We start from the raw sequence: 17855 nt of genomic DNA on the forward strand, positions 1-17855 counted from the left end.
CTAAGAAGGCGCACGCCAGCGGCCCAATCGCGTGGCTGCGATCCGGTGGATTCTTAGCTGTCTGTCAGGACGTTGGCCGCCCAACTCCCACCGAAGGACGGCCAACGCGGGGATGAGACGCGATGCCCCCGGGGCCATGACGCGGTGTCTCAGAAACAATTTCTGCTCAGAAGAGCAACAACCAAGCCGGTCAGGAATCGAGAAGCCCGGGCGGCCCCGGGATTCCTAGGGTCAAGACATGTTCACTCTTCAGACCATCACCCTCGACGCCACCGACACCACGGACGCCCGCGCGTTCTACGAGAAGGCCTTCGGCCTCACCGACCAGATCTCCGTACGCCAGGGCCCCGGCACCGGCTCCGGCCGGCCGTTCACGATCTCGCTGGTGGTGAGCCAGCCCTCCACGGTCGACAGCCTCGTCGACTCGGCGCTCGCCGCCGGGGCCACCTCGCTCAAGCCGGTCGAGAAGTCGTTCTGGGGCTACGGCGGCATCGTCCAGGCCCCCGACGGCTCGGTCTGGAAGGTCGCGACCTCCGCCAAGAAGGACCGCGGCCCGGCCACCCGGGAGATCGACGACATCGTCCTGCTCCTCGGCGTCGCCGACGTCAAGGCGAGCAAGAGGTTCTATGCCGAGCGGGGCCTGGGCGTGAAGCGGAGCTTCGGCGGCAAGTACGCCGAGTTCGAGGCCGCCCCCGGAGCCGTCCAGCTCGCGATCTACCCCCGGCACGCCCTGGAGAAGGAGACCGGTGTCGCGCTCGACCCGGACGCTGCGTACGGCATCGTCCTGGGCGGCGGCAGCGAGGCCTTCACCGACCCGGACGGGTTCACCTGGCAGGCTGGGGACCATGGCACGCACGATCGCGACGAACACGACCGTTGATCTCGAGGGGCTCCTGGAGTTCCTACGTCCCCGCCACCAGATGATCCTGGTGACCAGCCGAGCCGACGGGTCCCCGCAGCTCTCGCCGGTCACCGGGGGCGTCGACGACGACGGCCGGATCGTGATCGCGACCTACCCCGAGCGGGCCAAGACCCGCAACGCCCGCAGACGTCCGCAGGTCAGCGTCATGGTCCTCTCCGAGGAGTGGAACGGCGCCTGGGTCCAGGTCGACGGCGAGGCGGAGGTCCTCGACGCGAGCTCGGGCGACGACGCCCTGGACGCCTTCGTCACCTACTTCCGCAACATCTCCGGCGAGCACTCCGACTGGGACGAGTACCGCCAGGCCATGGTCGACCAGGGCAAGTCCCTCCTCCGGATCACCCCGAAGCGCTGGGGCCCCGTCGCCACCGGCGGCTTTCCTGCGCGTCTGGCCTGAGCGGGTTCAGCGGCGCTGCCAGATCCCGAGGCGGTGGCTCCACGGCAGCCGCGGGTTCAGCCGGCGCGGCTCGGAGAGGTGGACCAGGTCGAAGTCTGGGCCGAGGGCGCGGGTCATGTCCTCGGCGACGTAGGTCCAGGGCGGGCCCGCCTCCTCACTCGGGCGGTCGACGGGGAAGACCCCCGAGGCCACTCGCCCGCCGGGGCGCACGACCGCGCGGGCCAGGTCGCCGACGCGGCCGCGCCAGGCGGGCGGCAGCGCGCAGAAGAAGGTGTGGTCCCACATCAGGTCGACCGGCCCGCCGGTCGCCTCCAGGACGACGTCGATGTCGAGGGCGTCGCCGACCACGTAGGTGAGGTCCGGGTAGTGCTCTGCTGCGTAGGCGGCTGCGGTGGGGGAGAGGTCGACGACCGTCGTACGCCATCCGGCAGCCGCCAGCCCCGCCGCATCGTGCCCGCGACCGGCGCCGGGCGCGAAGGCGGTGCCGGGCTCGCCGAACAACGCCGCGTCCTCCTCGATGTAGGCCAGGGGAGCGCCGAGGTCCCAGGCTGTCGTGCCACGGACGTACGCGCTCTCCCAGTCGGTGGGGTCGTTGACGGTCATGGACACAGTCTCTCCGACCGGCGCCCGGACGGTTCCCTGTGCCGTCGCCGACCGGTACGCTTTCGAACATGAGATCGACTGGCGGCGCGTCCCGACGCGACGTACCGCTGCCGTTCGACATCGCTCCCGATGCGGTGCCGGCGCCCGCGAAGCGCTCACCTGCGCCTGCGCCGGAAGACGGAGCGCAGGTCCACCGTCTCGTCGGTGCCCACCTCACCTCCCGCGGACTGCCGCCCGGGTCCGACCTGGTGATCAACCCCCGCCGGCCCAGGCGTGGAGAGGTGGCGGTCGTGCGTTCCGGTGGCCGCACCCGGGTCGGCATCTTCGACCTCGAACGCGGTCGCGCGGTCCTGCGCTCCGACCGTGGCACCCGCTGGCTGCCGCCCGACGCCGTCTATGTCGGCGTCGCGGCCCTCGTCTCCCCGACCCTGGACGGGATGCCCACGGGCTGATCGGCGATTCGCTGCTGAGCGGCTGAGCGGCTGAGCGGCCGTCGTCGTGACGTACGACACGTCCTCACCGTCCCGGCGGGCAGGTAAGGGTTGCCTTCGTTGAATCGCTTTGGGGAATAACGTCACAATGGTGTTGTGAAATTCGACGAGACCACTCTGCAGCCCGCAGAGACCAGCGAGGAGAGCACCCGCCAGCGGGTCGCTCGGTCGCTGCTCGTCGACGGTCCGCAGACGGCTGCGACGCTGGCCAAGAGGCTCGACCTCACCCCGGCCGCGGTCAGGCGCCACCTGGACGCCCTGGCCGAGGAGGAGGCGGTGGAGCAGCGTGAGCCGCGCACCGCGTCCACGCGTGGCCGGGGGCGCCCGGCGAAGGTCTTCGCGCTCACCGACCAGGGTCGTGACGGCTTCGAGAAGAAGTACGACGACCTGGCCGTCGAGGCGCTTCGGTTCCTCTCCGAGGTGGCCGGCGAGGAGGCGGTGCGGGAATTCGCGGAGCGCCGCGCGGCGTTCATCAAGGAGGGACTGGACCGGATCGCCGCAAGCGAGACGGACCTCAGCCCCGCTCAGGTGCTTGCGAACGTGTTCACGGCCAACGGTTACGCGGCCTCCGTCAGGGAGCTGCCGTTGATCAACGGTCATGACGCGGGTGAGCAGCTGTGTCAGCAGCATTGCCCGGTCGCCCACGTCGCCCAGGAGTTCCCCGAGCTCTGCGAGGCGGAGACGGAGGCGATCGCGAAGCTGCTCGGCACCCACGTACAACGCTTGGCCACCATCGCCCACGGTGACGGTGTCTGCACGACGCACATCCCTCCCGGGTCCTCCGGGTCCGGTGAAGTTTCGAAGAAGAAGGAGCAGGTCACGACATGACCTCCATCGAGGAGCTCAACCCCGAGCTGAAGGGCATCGGGAAGTACGAGTTCGGCTGGGCCGACCCCGACGTCGCCGGTGCCGCCGCGCAGCGTGGTCTCAACGACGCCGTCGTGCGCGACATCTCCGGCAAGAAGTCGGAGCCGCAGTGGATGCTCGACCTGCGCCTGAAGGGTCTCAAGCTCTTCGGCCGCAAGCCGATGCCCACGTGGGGCTCGGACCTCTCGGACATCGACTTCGACAACATCAAGTACTTCGTGCGGTCCACCGAGAAGCAGGCCACCAGCTGGGAGGACCTGCCCGAGGACATCAAGAACACCTACGACAAGCTCGGAATCCCGGAGGCGGAGAAGCAGCGCCTGGTCGCCGGTGTCGCCGCGCAGTACGAGTCCGAGGTCGTCTACCACCAGATCCGTGAGGACCTGGAGCAGCAGGGCGTGCTCTTCCTCGACACCGACACCGCGCTCAAGGAGCACCCGGAGATCTTCCAGGAGTACTTCGGCACGGTGATCCCGGTCGGCGACAACAAGTTCGCCGCGCTGAACACCGCCGTGTGGTCGGGCGGCTCCTTCATCTACGTGCCGAAGGGTGTCCACGTCGACATCCCGCTGCAGGCCTACTTCCGGATCAACACCGAGAACATGGGCCAGTTCGAGCGCACCCTGATCATCGCCGACGAGGGCTCCTACGTTCACTACGTCGAGGGCTGCACCGCCCCGATCTACCAGTCCGACTCGCTGCACTCCGCGGTCGTCGAGATCATCGTGAAGAAGAACGCCCGCGTTCGCTACACGACCATCCAGAACTGGTCCAACAACGTCTACAACCTGGTCACCAAGCGCGCCGTCTGCGAGGAGGGCGCGACCATGGAGTGGGTCGACGGCAACATCGGCTCCAAGGTGACCATGAAGTACCCGGCGGTCTACCTGATGGGTGAGCACGCCAAGGGCGAGACCCTCTCGATCGCGTTCGCCGGCGAGGGCCAGCACCAGGACGCGGGCGCCAAGATGGTGCACGCCGCCCCCAACACCTCCTCGAGCATCCTCTCGAAGTCGGTGGCCCGCGGTGGTGGCCGCACCTCCTACCGTGGCCTGATCCAGGTCAACGAGGGCGCCCACGGCTCCAAGTCCAACGTGCTGTGCGACGCGCTGCTCGTCGACCAGATCAGCCGCTCGGACACCTACCCCTACGTCGACATCCGCGAGGACGACGTGTCGATGGGCCACGAGGCGTCGGTCTCGAAGGTCTCCGACGACCAGCTGTTCTACCTGATGTCCCGCGGCATGGCCGAGGACGAGGCGATGGCGATGATCGTGCGCGGCTTCGTCGAGCCGATCGCCAAGGAGCTCCCGATGGAGTACGCCCTCGAGCTCAACCGCCTGATCGAACTGCAGATGGAAGGAGCGGTCGGCTGATGACCGCAGCTGTGCAGGAGGCCCTGGAGCTCGGCAAGGTCGAGTCCCACCTCCACCCCGAAGGCTCTTTCGACGTCGAGGCGCACGAGGTGCCGAAGGGTCGCGAGGAGATCTGGCGGTTCACCCCGCTCAAGCGGCTCAAGGGCATCCACGACTCTGCGCCGTTCGCCGACGGTGCGACCAAGGTGGAGGTCGAGGCGGCCTCCGGCGTGACCGTCGAGACCGTGGCGGCCGACGATGACGTACGCGGCTCCTCGGGTCTGGTCCCGACCGACCGCGTCTCGGCGCGGGCCTGGGCGGCCAGCACCGGCGCGACCGTCGTGCGGATCCCGACCGACACCGTGATCGAGGGCGCGACCGTGATCCGTCACCACGGCACCGGCTCGGAGACGGCCGGCGCCGGTCACGCGGTGATCGTCGCGGAGAAGTTCGCCAAGGCGACCGTCGTGCTGGTCTTCGAGGGCTCGGCCGTCGTCGCCGACAACATCGAGATCGTCGTCGAGGACGGCGCCGACCTCACCGTCGTCTCGGTCCAGGACTGGGCCGACGACGCCGTCCACCTCTCCACCCAGCACGCGAAGGTCGGCCGCGACGCCAACCTCAAGCACGTCTCGGTGAGCTTCGGCGGCGACGTCGTGCGTCACGACTTCTCGGCGGAGTACGCCGGCCCCGGCGGCTCCGTGGAGTCGCTCGGCCTCTACTTCGCCGACGAGGGCCAGCACATCGAGCACCGTCTCTTCGTCGACCACACCGCCCCGAAGACCAAGTCGCACGTGGTCTACAAGGGCGCGCTGCAGGGCGAGAAGGCCCACGCGGTCTGGATCGGCAACGTGCTGATCCGCAAGGAGGCCGAGGGCATCGAGACCTACGAGGAGAACCGCAACCTCATCCTCACCGACGGTGCCTGGGCCGACTCCGTGCCCAACCTGGAGATCGAGACCGGCGAGATCGAGGGCGCGGGCCACGCGTCGGCGATCGGCCGCTTCGACGACGAGCAGCTCTTCTACCTGCAGAGCCGCGGCATCTCCGAGACCGAGGCCAAGCGCCTGGTCGTGCACGGCTTCTTCAACGACCTGATCCGCCAGATCGGCGTCCCCGAGCTCGAGGAGAAGCTGACCGGCACGGTCGAGGCCGAGCTCGCCAAGAACATCAACACGCTTATCACGAAGGACAACGCATGAGCACGCTGGAGATCAAGGACCTGCAGGTCTCTGTCGAGACCGAGGACGGTCCCAAGGAGATCCTCAAGGGCGTCACGCTGACCATCAACTCGGGCGAGACCCACGCGATCATGGGCCCCAACGGCTCGGGCAAGTCGACCCTTGCCTACTCGATCGCCGGCCACCCGAAGTACACCATCACCGGCGGCACCGTCACCCTCGACGGTGAGAACGTCCTGGAGATGTCGGTCGACGAGCGCGCCAAGGCTGGTCTCTTCCTCGCGATGCAGTACCCCGTCGAGGTCCCCGGCGTCAGCGTGGCCAACTTCCTGCGCACCGCGAAGACGGCGTTGGACGGCGAGGCCCCCAAGCTGCGTACCTGGGTCAAGGACGTCAACGGTGCGATGGACAAGATGCACCTGGACCCGTCCTTCTCCCAGCGTTCGGTGAACGAGGGCTTCTCCGGTGGTGAGAAGAAGCGCCACGAGATCGCCCAGCTCGACATCCTCGACCCGGCCTTCGCGCTGCTCGACGAGATCGACTCCGGCCTCGACATCGACGCGCTCAAGGTGGTCTCAGAGGGCATCAACGACTTCCGTGCCCGCGAGGCCAAGTCGGTCCTGCTGATCACCCACTACACCCGCATCCTGCGCTACGTGAAGCCCGACCAGGTGCACGTCTTCGTCGCCGGCCGGATCGCGGAGTCGGGTGGCCCCGAGCTCGCCGAGGAGCTGGAGGCCAACGGCTACGAGAAGTACGTCACGGCAGGAGTCTGACATGAAGGGTCTGCTGCCCGACCTGGATCTGGTCCGCAAGGACTTCCCGATCCTGGAGCGCACCTTCGACGGCGGCGAGACCCCGCTGGTCTACCTCGACAGCGCCAACACCTCGCAGAAGCCGCAGATCGTGATCGACACTATGGTCGACCACCTGGAGCGGCACAACGCCAACATCGCCCGGGCGATGCACCACCTGGGTGCCGAGGCCACCGAGGCGTTCGAGGGGGCGCGCGACATCGTCGCGCGCTTCCTCGGCGCGCCCGAGCGTGACGAGGTGATCTTCACCAAGAACGCCTCCGAGGGTCTCAACCTGGTCGCCAACACCGTGCCGCTGGCTGCCGGCGACGTGGTCGTGACCACCGAGATGGAGCACCACTCCAACATCGTTCCGTGGCAGCTCGCCACGCAGCGTGCGGGTGCGACGCTGAAGTGGTTCGGGCTCACCGACGACGGTCAGCTCGACCTGTCGAACATCGACGAGCTGATCACGCCGGCGACCAAGATCGTCGCGCTGACCTGGGTCTCCAACATGCTCGGCACGATCAACCCGATCGGCGAGATCGCCCGCAAGGCGCACGAGGTCGGCGCCCTGGTCGTCGTCGACGCCGCGCAGGCGGCGCCGGTGGTGCCGATCGACCTGGCCTCGATGGCCGAGGAGGAGCGTCCCGACTTCCTCGTCTTCACCGGCCACAAGGTCGTCGGCCCGACCGGCATCGGCGTCCTGTGGGGCCGGCGCGCGGCGCTCGAGGCGCTGCCCCCGTTCCTCGGTGGCGGCGAGATGATCGCGACCGTCACGATGGAGAAGTCGACCTACGCGCCGATCCCGCACAAGTTCGAGGCCGGCACACCGCCGATCGCCGAGGCCGTGGGTCTCGGGGCGGCGCTGGAATACCTCATGCACGTCGGCATGGAGAACGTCCACGCCCACGAGCAGGCGATCACGGCCTACGCGCTGGAGCGTCTCGCGGGCGTGCCCGGTGTGACCGTGCTCGGCCCGGCCGACGCCGCCAAGCGTGGCGGTGCGATCGCCTTCGAGCTCGAGGGGGTGCACCCGCACGACGTGGCCCAGGTGCTCGACTCCAAGGGCGTCGCCATCCGAGCCGGTCACCACTGCGCCAAGCCGGCCCACCAGCGGTTCGGCGTGCAGGCCTCAAACCGGATGTCGTCCTACCTCTACACCACGCCCGCCGAGATCGACGCGCTGGTCGAGGGGTTGGAATACGTACGCACGTTCTTCAAGTTGGACCAGTGATGACTGCCGCCAACCTCGAAGCGATGTACCAGGAGATCATCCTGGACCACTACAAGAACCCGCATGGGAAGGGTCTTCGCGACCCCTTCGAAGCCGAGGTTCACCACGTCAACCCGACCTGCGGTGACGAGATCACCCTGCGTGTGCACGTCGACGGCGGCAAGATCGAGGACATCTCCTACGACGCCCTCGGCTGCTCCATCTCGCAGGCCTCCGCCTCGGTGCTCAACGACCTGGTCGTCGGCAAGAGCGTGGACGAGGCGATGGTCATCCACGAGGAGTTCCTGCGGCTGATGCAGGGCAAGGGTCAGGTGGAGCCCGACGAGGACATTCTGGAGGACGGCATCGCCTTCGCCGGCGTCGCCAAGTTCCCCGCCCGGATCAAGTGCGCGCTGCTCTCGTGGATGGCGTGGAAAGACGCCACCGCGAAGACTCTCGCTGAGGAGAACTGATGACTGAGACCGACCACAGCACACACGACCACGCCGGTCACGACCACGCCGGTCACGACCACTCGGGTCACGGCCATGGCCACGGTCACGAGGCCCCGGAGTGGCAGGGGATGCGTACGTCCACGGTCGAGGGCGCGAGCCTGAAGATCGAGGACGTCGAGGAGGCGATGAAGGACGTCGTCGACCCCGAGCTCGGCATCAACGTCGTCGACCTGGGCCTGATCTACGGCCTGCACATCGAGGACCACTCCAACGTGGTCATCGACATGACGCTGACCTCGGCGGCCTGCCCGCTGACCGACGTCATCCAGGACCAGACCGCCACCGCGCTGGAGGGCTTGGTCAACGACGTGCACATCAACTGGGTCTGGATGCCGCCGTGGGGTCCGGACAAGATCACCCCCGACGGCCGCGAGATGCTGCGCGCTCTCGGGTTCAACGTCTGAGGGTTTCGCCCGACATGGGAGTCCTGAGGTCACCCGGTGACCTCAGGACTCCACGTCATTTCCCTCGGTTCACGGGGTCGCCACGAGGGCGGTGCCCGAGCCGAGATCCTGCAGCTGACTGCTGGAGCCCGACCACAGCACCTTCGTGCTCGTCGCGCTCGCGTCCACGACGTGGCGTACGGCCACGTTGGACGTCAGCTGGTTGCTGGACAGGAAGTTCCGCGTCCCGCTCTTCACGAGCACGACCGTCGGGGTAGCGCCCGAGGGCACGATGCTCCCGGAGGGGACGCTGAAGGAGAAGAAGTTGGATGAGACGGCATTGTCGTTGCCGTTGAGGTGGACCATGCCGAACAGGTCGTCCTGAGGTGCCGGACCACCGTCGCCGAAGATCCGGCGGAAGTGGTTGCCACTGATCAGATGCTCGTGGCAGGTGGTCTCCTGCACGATCATCCCGGAGAAGTTGCTGACCAGCTTGTTGCCGGTGATGACGGCGCGGTCGACCCCCTTGAACTGGATGCGGGCGCCCCAGAGCAGGCTGTTGCCGCTGATCAGACAGTTCTCGACGTTCTCGATGAAGATCGAGTGTCCGCCCCACGGGGTCACGATGTAGTTGTTGGTGATCTTGCCGACGATCGACCCGTTGATCATCCGGATGCCGTTGCCGCACTCGCCGATGAAGTTGTTGGTGATGCTGTAGGCGTCGGCGTTGCGGATGGTCACGGCCTCCTGCAGGTAGACGAAGCCCATTCCCTCGACGCGGACGGCGTCCGAGTCGAACTGGACCTTGATCCCCACCTTCCCGTTGCCGTTCGCGCCGGTGTAGGGCTTGGAGCTGCTGACGCCGTCGATGCAGAAGTCCTGGAAGACGACCGAGTTGAGTCGCCCGTTGGCGCCTGGCTGGCCGCTCTTGTCGACGAGGAAGCCGACCTGGTTGGCGTTGGCGATCTGGACGTGGCTGGATCCGGGAAGCGTCTCGGTCCAGGCGGAGTGGTCGACGTCGTCGCGGATGGCCTCGGACAGGAATCCGTGTCCGGAGCCCTTGACGGTGATGAAGCTGCGATCGATGACCGCCGTCGTCGCGAGGGTGTAGTGGCCGGGCGGGATGTAGATGACGGCCCCGGGCCGGGTGGTCTGGCCGGACTGCTGGGTGCGGATGTCGGCCATGATCTCGTTGATCACCCGGCCGATGTCGGTGTACGGCGAGACGCTGGCAGGGAAGGTGGTGACGTCGTAGACGGTGGATGCCATGGCGATGTCCTGTCTTCGTGGGGTTGTCAGAGGAGGCCGACGATGGCGGCGTACGCCGGATGGCTGGTCGCGGCCGCTGCCTGTTGTGGGGGCACACCGACCGTGGCGACGATCGGCGAGGCGGCGACGGTGGCGGCGCCGACGATGGCGAGCAGCTGCCGGCGGGTGACCACCGGCTCTGCCGCATGCACTGCTGGAGGTGTTGGCATGGTGCTCATCCCTTCACTGCACCGGCGGTGAGTCCGGCGATCACATGGCGCTGGAAGACGGCGTAGATGGCGAGCTGGGGGAGGAGGACCAGCGTTGCGGCCGCCATCATGCCGCCGTAGTCGACGGTGTACTGACCCTGGAACCGGGACACGGCGAGGGACACGGTGGCCAGGTCGGGGTCGTTGATCAGGATCGACACGAACGGGAACTCGTTGAACACGTAGACCACGTTGAAGATGACGATCGTGGCGAGGATCGGGCGCATGGTCGGAAGGACCACCGACCAGCAGATCCGGAACAGCCCGGCGCCGTCCATGATCGCCGCCTCCTCGAGCTCGCTCGGGAAGTCGCGGAGGAAGCCGGTCAGCAGGAGGGTGTTGAACGGGATCGAGACCGCGATGTAGGGGATGACCACGGCCAGATAGGTCCCGTAGATCCCCAGCGCGAGGTCGAGGCGGTAGACCGGGAACAGCAGCACGTAGACCGGCACCGCCAGACCCGACAGGAGGTAGAAGCGGAGGAAGGACTGCGTACGTCGCCGCCGGAAGACCATGCGGGTCAGCGCGAAGGACACCATGAACGAGACGGCGGTGCCGACGGTCACCGATGCCACCGCGATGATGATCGTGTTCGCGTACATCCGGACCAGCGGCAGCGTCTCGAGCACGTTGCGGTAGTTGTCCAGCGTCAGCGAGTCGAGCGAGAACGGGTCGGACAGGATCGTGTCGCTCTGCTGGAACGACAGCAGCGTGATCCAGAGGATCGGCAGTACGACGAGGAACGTGATCAGGTACGCCGCGGCGCTGATGATGACGGCGGGCCGCCGCATCCGCCGGCCGGCTCTCGGCCTGGGCGTCGGCACCGGCGTACGAGATCCGCTCGTCGTCCTGTCCCTGCTGGTCGTGGCGCTCTCGGCCACCTGCGCGCTCATGCGAGCCGCCCGCGGCGCGAGAGGGTCAGGTAGGCGAGAGAGGTGAGCGCGCCGATGACGAAGACCACCATCGCGATCGCCATGCCCGAGCCGTAGCGCTGATCGGTGAAGGTGACGAAGTACATGTAGCTGACCAGGGTCTCCGAGCTGTGCACCGGCCCGCCCCCGGTGAGCATGTAGACCAGCTCGAAGATCTTGAACACGTTGGTGATCAGCAACAGCGACACGATCCCGATCGTCTCCCGCATCATCGGGATCGTGACGTAGCGCAGCTGCTGCCACCTGCTGGCCCCGTCGAGGGAGCTGGCCTCCATCACCTCCGCCGGCAACAGCCGCAGGCCGGCGTAGAAGATCGTCATCGCGAACCCGACGCTTGCCCAGATGAACACGACGGCGATCGAGTACGGCGCGAGGGAGTCGCCACCGATCCACTGCACGGGCGGGATCCCGAGCGGTTCCAAGAGGTGGTTGAGCAGACCCACCCGGGGGTCGAGGATGAACACCCAGACGAGCCCGACGAGGATCGGAGCGACGATCGCGGGACCGAAGAGGAGCGCCCGCAGGGCGCCGGCGGCACGGACGCGCTGCTGCATCAGCAGAGCAAGCCCGAACGAGGCCGGCACCAGGAATGTCACGCTCAGCACGAGGATGAGCAGGGTGTTGGTGACCGAGCGCCGGAAGAACGGGTCCTCACCCAGCGCGAGGTAGTTGTCGAGCCCGATGAAGTCGGCGCCGCTGAACCCGGCGGCGTCGGTGAGGCTGTAGCCGCCGGCGTACACGACGGGGTAGATGAAGAAGGCCGTGAAGAGGATGAAGGCGGGGAAGACCATCAGTGCGATCTTCCACGGGGAACTGACCCAGACCATGGGTGATGCTCGCTTCGCAGTAGTTCGGAGGCCGGTGTGGGCGTGGGGTGTGCCGCCGTCGGCACACCCCACGGAAGGTCACTGGTTGTCGAGCGCCTTCTGCACCAGCGCTGCCGCCTCGGACGGGCTCAGCTGGTCCTGGATGACGCCGTAGATGCTGTCGTAGATGGCGTTGGAGACGTCGACCGAGAACAGCAGGTCGGGCTGGCTCTCGGGGCTGGTGACGTCGTCGGCCTGCGCCTCGTCGATCGCCGACGCGAGCACGCTCTGCTTGACCGGGTCGAGCTTCGGCTCGTAGTCCGTCACCGGGGGCTGACCGTTGTCGACCAGGATCTGCTGGCCCTCGTCGCTGTAGTAGAACTCCAGGAAGTCCTTGACGGCGTCGAGCTTGGCATCGTCGTCTGCCACCTTCTCGGCCACCACGAGCGGCGCGGACGCGACGTTCATGACGATGTTCTGCTCGCCGACGCCGTCGGAGAACTCCGGTCCTCGCCAGAAGTCGGCGTCCGGCGCCACCTTGGACTCCTGGATGGCGCTTGCCGCCCACACCCCCGAGTCGAGGAATGCGGCCTTGCCCTGGAGGAACTGGTCGACCGCCTGCTGGTAGGTCTGGGTGGACACGTTCGAGGAGAAGGCGCCGGCGTCGCGCAGCTCGGCGATGTGCTCGTACATCCGGATGAAGTCGGGGTTGTCCCACTTCTCCGAGCCGTCCAGGAGGCCCTCGGCCTTGTCCTCGAAGCCGAAGCGGTCGAGCCAGACGAGGAACTGCCACACGCTGAAGGCGGACTGGCTGGCGCCGTTGGAGATGGTGACCACGCCCTTGGCGTCGAGTGCGCGTGCCACCGCGAGCAGGTCGTCGAAGGTCTTCGGCATCGACAGGCCGTTGTCGGCGAGGACCTTGTTGCTGACCCACAGGCCGGTCAGCAGGCCCTGGTAGGGAGCGCCGAAGACCTTTCCGTCGGCGGTGTAGTTCGCGACGGTGCTGTCCGGCAGCCGGTCGAGGATGCCGAGCTCGTCGAGTACGGGGGAGAGGTCCATGAGACGGTCGCCCTCGAGCATCTCCTCGGCGTTGGCCTTGTAGACCCAGAAGACGTCGGGCAGCGTGTCGCTCTGGGCCGCGATCGAGAGTGACTGCAGATGCTCGGCCACGGGTTGACCGCTGACCTCCACGTCGACGTCGGGGTTGGCGTCCTCGAACGCCTCGACGATGGCCCAGGTGGCCGGGTCGGCGGTCTTCACGTCGGCGTTCTGCATCGAGAGCGTGATCGTTGTCTTCCCGCCCTCGTCTGCATCGCTCGAGCAGGCCGCGAGAGACAGGATCGCGGTCACCGCGAGGCCCACGCCGACGGGGCGGCGGAGACGGCGGGACCAGGAGGGGTTCTGGCCAGGCATGGTGTGTCCTTCTGTTGGCGGTGCCCGAGGCTCGAAGTGCGATTTCATCGAAACGTTTGCGCGAATCGATTGCGAATCTAGTGGCGCCCGTCACACGCTGTCAAGAAGCTCGCGGCTCGTAGTTCTCGGTGGACTCGCGGAGCTCCAGCGTCTGGTTGAGCCGAAGGGTGCGAGGGCTCGCACCCGGTGCGGCCAGCCGGTCGATCAGCAGCGAGACCGCGGCTGCGCCCATCTCGAACGCCGGCTGTCGAACGGTGGTGATGGTCGGACGGAAGAGGTCCGAGTGGCTGAAGCCGTCGAATGCCGCGAACGCGATCTGGTCGGGTGTCGCCAGGCCGGCGTCGCGGAGGCACTCGAGCGCCGCGACCGCGAGGGGTGTGCTCGCCGCGATCACGCAGCTCGCGCGGTGTTGGTCGAGCGCTGTCGCGACTGCTTCCCGCACCTCGGCGATGTCGACCGCGTCGACGACGACCTGCTGGGGCAGGTCCGCATCCGGGATCGCGTCGCGAAACCCGCGGAACCGCTCGACGAGCGTGGGAACGCGCTGGTCGCCCGCGACGAGGACGAATCGGCGGTGGCCGGCCGCTTGGAGGTGCTCGACGAGCCTGCGCATCGAGTCGCGGTTGTCGGCGCCCACCTGGTCGTGGGGCGAGTTGTCGAAGACTCGGTCCAGAAGGACCACCGGGCGCGGCGCCTCCGACTCGAGGCGAGAGGAGACCGTCGCGCTGGACTCCGCGCACCGCGCGATGATCAGTCCGTCGACACGGCGGGAGAGCAGCGTGTTCACGGCACGCTCCTCGCGTACGGGGTCCTCGGCCGAGTTGGCGAGGATCAAGGTCAGCCCCCGTGCTGCCGCAGCGTGCTCGACGCCGTGGACCATCTCGGCGAACGCGGGCTCGCCGGCGTCGGAGATGACCAGTCCGATGCTGTCGGTGCGCGCCCGGCGCATGGCGCGGGCGACGGCGTCCTGGCGATATCCGGTCTTCTCGATCGCGGCCATCACCTTGGCGCGGGTGCTCGGCTCGACGTTGCGGGTGTCGTTGAGCACGTGCGACACCGTCGATGTGGACACGCCGGCAAGTCGCGCGACCTCGACGATCGTAGCCATCCGCTCTCCAATCAATCGTTTTCGTGACCGGTCGCGTCTGGGTGGCGCCCGGGATTTTGCAGGTTAGCGCCCATTGCGCCCGATGCGCGACTGGCTCTACCATCCACGAGCTAGACGCAAACGTTTCGATGAGCGTTCGGACTCCACCCCGGACGCAGTGAAAGGACAACCATGAGTGCGCCATCCACCCCCACCGGCCTCCTCGGTGATCTCACCCGGGCACGACCAGGACGCAGCGCGCGGGCCTCGAGCTTCGACCAGACCGGGCGCAACCGCGACAACTGGATCGTGATGCCCGGGGAGGAGCGGACTCTCGCCGACATCGAGGGCCCGGGGGCGATCACCCACATCTGGATGACGCAGTCCTGCCGGATCCAGCCCGGGCCGGGACAGATCGCCCCCGAGGTGGTCGGCGTGCCGATGCTCGAGATCCACAACGCCCTCGGCGTCAGCTGGGAGGTCGTGGATCCCGACTACTACCGGAAGATCCTGCTGAAGATCTACTGGGACGACCAGGAGACGCCGAGCGTCATCGCACCGCTCGGCGACTTCTTCGGGCTGATGAACTCGCTCAGCGGCAGCTATGACTCGTTGCCCCTCTCGGTGTCCGCGAAGGAGGCCGAGCTGCACACGTTCGGCGGCAGCGCCGCGTTCAACAGCTACTTCCGGATGCCGTTCGCGCACCGCGCCCGCGTGGTCGTCGAGAACCAGAACGACATCCCCTACCTGCAGTACTTCTACATCGACTACGAGCTCTCGCCGGACCCGCTTCCCGACGACACCGTGTACTTCCACGCCCACTGGCGGCGCTCGCTGCCCAACGTGGGCTGGGGACCCGACCTCCAGGCGAACAGCATCGAGACGACCATCCCCAACCTCACCGGCGCCGACAACTACGTCGCGCTCGAGACGACCGGGCGCGGCCACTACGTGGGCTGCAACGTCGCGGTGCGCCACTTCCAGGGATCGTGGTGGGGCGAGGGCGACGACATGATCTTCATCGACGACGACACCTGGCCGCCCAGCCTCCACGGCACCGGCATGGAGGACTACTTCGGTCACGCCTGGGGCATGCAGCACAACGCGTACAACTTCAACGGGACGATCGTGCACGAGGAGGACGTCCCCGGGTTCCACCACAGCTATCGCTTCCACATCGTCGACCCGATCCGCTTCGAGAAGCGGATCAAGGTGACCTTCGAGCACGGTCACGGCAACCACCTCTCCGACGACTGGTCCTCGACGGCGTACTGGTACCAGACGCTTCCGTCGCCCGTCCTGACCGTGCCCGAGGTCGAGGACCGGCTTCCTCTCCGTCCGGTCGACCGCGTCATCGAGGTCCCGCTCCCTCCGCTGAACGCCGACCAGCGGGCGGCCCGCGAGGCCGCGGCCGAGAGGATGGCGGCGTTCGTCGCGAAGCGGGACGCGCTGCGTGAGGAGCGCCGGATCGAGGTCGACGCCTGGGAGCAGGGCAACCGCGATCAGGCTCGTGAGATCCGGCGCGAGTACGACGGGCGGAACTGACGTGCGACCGACCCTCCACTTCACCGCGGCGTCCGGCTGGATCAACGACCCGCACGGCATCACGTTCCACGACGGCGTCTACCACCTCTTCCACCAGTACGTCCCGGGCAGCATGGTCTGGGCGCCGAACTGTCACTGGGGGCACGCCGTCGGCGACGACCTGCTCGCGTGGGAGCATCGTCCGGTCGCGATCGCACCGGGCGAGGGCGACGACGGCATCTGGACCGGGAGCCTGGTCCGCGACGACGACGGATCGGCGCGCATCCTCTACACCTCGGTGGTCCAGCCGGGCATCGGCATCGGCCGGATCAGGGCGGCCACTCCCGAGGACGGCTCCTGGACGGCATGGGTCAAGGGCGACGTACTGATCGAGGCTCCTGACGATCTCGACCTGATCGCCTACCGGGACCCGTTCGTGATGCGCGACGGCGACGGCTGGCGGATGTTCGTGGGTGCGGCCGACAGCACCGGCCTGGCCATGGCACTCACCTATACGTCGGCCGACCTCGACCAATGGACCTACGACGGGGTCGCGGTGTCACGGTCGACCGGCGAGACCGACCCGGTCTGGACGGGCGCGCTGTGGGAGTGTCCCCAGTTCTTCGAGATCGAGGGCCGCTGGGTGATGGTGAGCTCCATCTGGGACGACGACGTCCTGCACCACGCCGGCTACGGGATCGGGCAGCTCGCCGACGGGCGCTTCGTGGCGGACACCTGGGGCCAGCTCAGCTTCGGTGACAGCTACTACGCCCCGTCGTTCTTCCGCGACCGGCAGGGCCGTCACTGCCTGATGTTCTGGATGCGCGGGGTGAGTGATCCAGCCGAGGGCTGGGCCAGCTGCCTGAGCCTTCCCCATCTCCTCTCGATCCGAGGGGACCGGCTGGTTGCGGAGCCCCACCCGGACCTCGACGACCGCCGCAGCGAGGACGGGGCGACCGCGACCGCGTACGACGTCATGTGGGATCCGGCGCCTGACGGCGACCTCCTGGTCCTCAGGTCCCAAGAGGCGGAGAGTGCCGTCGTGTCGGTCCGCGACGGCGTCCTCCGGCTCGATCGCCCGGGCCAGAAGAGCGCCCGGATGCCGTGGACCGAGGGATCGGTACGCGTCGTCGTCGACGGCCCGGTCATCGAGATCGCCTCCGTGGACGGTCTGCTCGGAGGCGCGATCGACCCGGTTCGGCAGATCATGCCCACCCAGGGTGAGTCCCGCACGTGGACGCTCACGCGAAGCGCGGTGAGCGGGCGTGCTGGAAGATCAGGCTCGTCTCGGTGAGGGCGACATCCGGGTTGCTGCTCAGGTGCTCGACCACGAAGGCGTTGAGCGCTGTGGAGTCCGGTGCGGCGACGTGGACGAAGAAGTCATAGGTGCCGCCGAGCAGGAACGCGTTGAGCACTCCCGGCAGCTCCGAGAGATCCCAGAGGAACGGGTCGAGCCGGCTCCTCGCGTTCGGCTGGATCCGTACCGCCACCATCGCCTGGAGCGGCCGGCCGGCCAGTGCTGGGTCGATGTCGGCGTGAAAGCCGCGGATCACGCCACGCTCGCGTAGCGCTCGGATCCGCGTCAGACAGGTCGAGGGGGCGATGCCGGCCTTCGCCGCGAGTGCGTTGTTCGGGATCCGAGCATCGATCGAGAGCTCCTCCAGCAGGATGTGGTCGATGTCGTCCAGCGGCGGACGCTCGACCGTCCGCCGCTCCAACCCGCTGCGCGGTGCCCGAACATTGTTCGATCGGCCCGCGTGGATCCGGCCGGATTCCGAAGATCGCGATGTCATACGCCGATCCTAGAGAATTATCAGCGAATCTCTGGCGCTGGACCGAACATCATGTTCAGAGT

The 17855-nt window shown here is 67.6% G+C and carries 20 protein-coding genes; 12 read left to right on the top strand and 8 right to left on the bottom strand.

The genetic code is table 11. The features are described 5' to 3' along the window. Window positions 1-238: 238 nt before the first annotated feature. Window positions 239-880 carry a glyoxalase gene (locus HD557_RS09880; RefSeq protein WP_196873762.1) on the top strand — a complete coding sequence of 214 codons (642 nt, stop codon included), beginning with the start codon at window positions 239-241 and terminating at the stop codon, window positions 878-880. After that, a complete protein-coding gene (locus tag HD557_RS09885; protein ID WP_196873763.1) occupies window positions 846-1316 on the top strand; it encodes a PPOX class F420-dependent oxidoreductase in 471 nt (156 codons plus the stop codon). Before HD557_RS09880 ends, HD557_RS09885 begins: the two co-directional genes overlap by 35 nt. 6 nt (window positions 1317-1322) lie before the next feature. On the opposite strand, the gene HD557_RS09890 is transcribed toward HD557_RS09885, so the two are convergent. Then, entirely contained in the window at window positions 1323-1919 is a 597-nt protein-coding gene (locus HD557_RS09890; protein ID WP_196873764.1) for a methyltransferase domain-containing protein, read from the bottom strand. 68 nt (window positions 1920-1987) lie between these two features. Here HD557_RS09890 and HD557_RS09895 point away from each other — a divergent pair, with 68 nt between their 5' ends. From HD557_RS09895 to HD557_RS09930, 8 genes are all read left to right on the top strand, one after another. Further along, window positions 1988-2371: a hypothetical protein gene (locus HD557_RS09895; protein WP_040754980.1), complete on the top strand. Its 384-nt coding sequence runs from the start codon at window positions 1988-1990 to the stop codon at window positions 2369-2371. Between the two features lie 135 nt (window positions 2372-2506). Next, window positions 2507-3238, top strand: a complete 732-nt coding sequence (locus HD557_RS09900) for a helix-turn-helix transcriptional regulator (RefSeq protein WP_196873765.1) — start codon at window positions 2507-2509, stop codon at window positions 3236-3238. Continuing rightward, window positions 3235-4653 (top strand): Fe-S cluster assembly protein SufB, encoded by a 1419-nt coding sequence (gene sufB, locus HD557_RS09905; protein ID WP_008357130.1) that lies wholly within the window; start codon window positions 3235-3237, stop codon window positions 4651-4653. Before HD557_RS09900 ends, sufB begins: the two co-directional genes overlap by 4 nt. Next, on the top strand, window positions 4653-5834 hold the full coding sequence (gene sufD / locus HD557_RS09910) for a Fe-S cluster assembly protein SufD (RefSeq protein ID WP_196873766.1): 1182 nt from the start codon (window positions 4653-4655) through the stop codon (window positions 5832-5834). The genes sufB and sufD overlap by 1 nt, the downstream gene beginning before the upstream one ends. After that, window positions 5831-6589, top strand: coding sequence for a Fe-S cluster assembly ATPase SufC (sufC, locus tag HD557_RS09915; RefSeq protein ID WP_008357128.1), 759 nt, complete (start codon window positions 5831-5833; stop codon window positions 6587-6589). Before sufD ends, sufC begins: the two co-directional genes overlap by 4 nt. 1 nt (window position 6590) lies before the next feature. Next, complete coding sequence (locus tag HD557_RS09920) at window positions 6591-7844, top strand: cysteine desulfurase (RefSeq protein WP_196873767.1); 1254 nt, start codon at window positions 6591-6593, stop codon at window positions 7842-7844. Next, on the top strand, window positions 7844-8296 hold the full coding sequence (gene sufU / locus HD557_RS09925) for a Fe-S cluster assembly sulfur transfer protein SufU (protein ID WP_231380243.1): 453 nt from the start codon (window positions 7844-7846) through the stop codon (window positions 8294-8296). The genes HD557_RS09920 and sufU overlap by 1 nt, the downstream gene beginning before the upstream one ends. Window positions 8297-8406: 110 nt before the next feature. Beyond that, window positions 8407-8742 (top strand): metal-sulfur cluster assembly factor, encoded by a 336-nt coding sequence (locus HD557_RS09930; RefSeq protein WP_050800687.1) that lies wholly within the window; start codon window positions 8407-8409, stop codon window positions 8740-8742. A 69-nt stretch (window positions 8743-8811) separates the two neighbouring features. On the opposite strand, the gene HD557_RS09935 is transcribed toward HD557_RS09930, so the two are convergent. The 6 genes from HD557_RS09935 to HD557_RS09960 form a co-directional block, all read right to left on the bottom strand. Further along, the gene (locus HD557_RS09935) at window positions 8812-9990 is read right to left on the bottom strand and encodes a NosD domain-containing protein (protein WP_196873768.1); all 1179 of its coding nucleotides are present in this window, start codon (window positions 9988-9990) and stop codon (window positions 8812-8814) included. Window positions 9991-10016: 26 nt separating this feature from the next. Next, window positions 10017-10199 carry a hypothetical protein gene (locus tag HD557_RS09940; RefSeq protein ID WP_196873769.1) on the bottom strand — a complete coding sequence of 61 codons (183 nt, stop codon included), beginning with the start codon at window positions 10197-10199 and terminating at the stop codon, window positions 10017-10019. Window positions 10200-10204: 5 nt separating this feature from the next. After that, entirely contained in the window at window positions 10205-11131 is a 927-nt protein-coding gene (locus HD557_RS09945; protein ID WP_231380244.1) for a carbohydrate ABC transporter permease, read from the bottom strand. Further along, the gene (locus HD557_RS09950) at window positions 11128-11997 is read right to left on the bottom strand and encodes a carbohydrate ABC transporter permease (RefSeq protein ID WP_040754978.1); all 870 of its coding nucleotides are present in this window, start codon (window positions 11995-11997) and stop codon (window positions 11128-11130) included. The genes HD557_RS09945 and HD557_RS09950 overlap by 4 nt, the downstream gene beginning before the upstream one ends. 78 nt (window positions 11998-12075) lie before the next feature. Continuing rightward, complete coding sequence (locus tag HD557_RS09955) at window positions 12076-13389, bottom strand: ABC transporter substrate-binding protein (RefSeq protein ID WP_196873770.1); 1314 nt, start codon at window positions 13387-13389, stop codon at window positions 12076-12078. Between the two features lie 100 nt (window positions 13390-13489). Then, window positions 13490-14497 (bottom strand): LacI family DNA-binding transcriptional regulator, encoded by a 1008-nt coding sequence (locus tag HD557_RS09960; protein WP_196873771.1) that lies wholly within the window; start codon window positions 14495-14497, stop codon window positions 13490-13492. 171 nt (window positions 14498-14668) lie between these two features. Between HD557_RS09960 and HD557_RS09965 the strand changes: the two genes are divergently transcribed. Next, entirely contained in the window at window positions 14669-16021 is a 1353-nt protein-coding gene (locus HD557_RS09965; RefSeq protein ID WP_196873772.1) for a glycoside hydrolase family 172 protein, read from the top strand. Window position 16022: 1 nt separating this feature from the next. Then, window positions 16023-17294: a glycoside hydrolase family 32 protein gene (locus HD557_RS09970; protein WP_307785580.1), complete on the top strand. Its 1272-nt coding sequence runs from the start codon at window positions 16023-16025 to the stop codon at window positions 17292-17294. Here the strand turns inward: HD557_RS09970 and HD557_RS09975 are convergent. Continuing rightward, window positions 17242-17793, bottom strand: coding sequence for an Lrp/AsnC family transcriptional regulator (locus HD557_RS09975; protein WP_196873774.1), 552 nt, complete (start codon window positions 17791-17793; stop codon window positions 17242-17244). The two genes, HD557_RS09970 and HD557_RS09975, sit on opposite strands and share 53 nt — an antisense overlap. Between the last annotated feature and the right edge of the window lie 62 nt (window positions 17794-17855).

Source organism: Nocardioides luteus, assembly GCF_015752315.1.
Taxonomy (GTDB): Bacteria; Actinomycetota; Actinomycetes; order Propionibacteriales; family Nocardioidaceae; genus Nocardioides.

Coding starts and splice junctions, on each gene's coding strand:
- HD557_RS09880 (WP_196873762.1), top strand. CDS start 239: ATGTTCACTCTTCAGACCATCACCCTCGACGCCACCGACACCACGGAC.
- HD557_RS09885 (WP_196873763.1), top strand. CDS start 846: ATGGCACGCACGATCGCGACGAACACGACCGTTGATCTCGAGGGGCTC.
- HD557_RS09890 (WP_196873764.1), bottom strand. CDS start 1,919: ATGACCGTCAACGACCCCACCGACTGGGAGAGCGCGTACGTCCGTGGC.
- HD557_RS09895 (WP_040754980.1), top strand. CDS start 1,988: ATGAGATCGACTGGCGGCGCGTCCCGACGCGACGTACCGCTGCCGTTC.
- sufB (WP_008357130.1), top strand. CDS start 3,235: ATGACCTCCATCGAGGAGCTCAACCCCGAGCTGAAGGGCATCGGGAAG.
- sufD (WP_196873766.1), top strand. CDS start 4,653: ATGACCGCAGCTGTGCAGGAGGCCCTGGAGCTCGGCAAGGTCGAGTCC.
- sufC (WP_008357128.1), top strand. CDS start 5,831: ATGAGCACGCTGGAGATCAAGGACCTGCAGGTCTCTGTCGAGACCGAG.
- HD557_RS09920 (WP_196873767.1), top strand. CDS start 6,591: ATGAAGGGTCTGCTGCCCGACCTGGATCTGGTCCGCAAGGACTTCCCG.
- sufU (WP_231380243.1), top strand. CDS start 7,844: ATGACTGCCGCCAACCTCGAAGCGATGTACCAGGAGATCATCCTGGAC.
- HD557_RS09930 (WP_050800687.1), top strand. CDS start 8,407: ATGCGTACGTCCACGGTCGAGGGCGCGAGCCTGAAGATCGAGGACGTC.
- HD557_RS09935 (WP_196873768.1), bottom strand. CDS start 9,990: ATGGCATCCACCGTCTACGACGTCACCACCTTCCCTGCCAGCGTCTCG.
- HD557_RS09940 (WP_196873769.1), bottom strand. CDS start 10,199: ATGCCAACACCTCCAGCAGTGCATGCGGCAGAGCCGGTGGTCACCCGC.
- HD557_RS09945 (WP_231380244.1), bottom strand. CDS start 11,131: ATGAGCGCGCAGGTGGCCGAGAGCGCCACGACCAGCAGGGACAGGACG.
- HD557_RS09950 (WP_040754978.1), bottom strand. CDS start 11,997: ATGGTCTGGGTCAGTTCCCCGTGGAAGATCGCACTGATGGTCTTCCCC.
- HD557_RS09955 (WP_196873770.1), bottom strand. CDS start 13,389: ATGCCTGGCCAGAACCCCTCCTGGTCCCGCCGTCTCCGCCGCCCCGTC.
- HD557_RS09960 (WP_196873771.1), bottom strand. CDS start 14,497: ATGGCTACGATCGTCGAGGTCGCGCGACTTGCCGGCGTGTCCACATCG.
- HD557_RS09965 (WP_196873772.1), top strand. CDS start 14,669: ATGAGTGCGCCATCCACCCCCACCGGCCTCCTCGGTGATCTCACCCGG.
- HD557_RS09975 (WP_196873774.1), bottom strand. CDS start 17,793: ATGACATCGCGATCTTCGGAATCCGGCCGGATCCACGCGGGCCGATCG.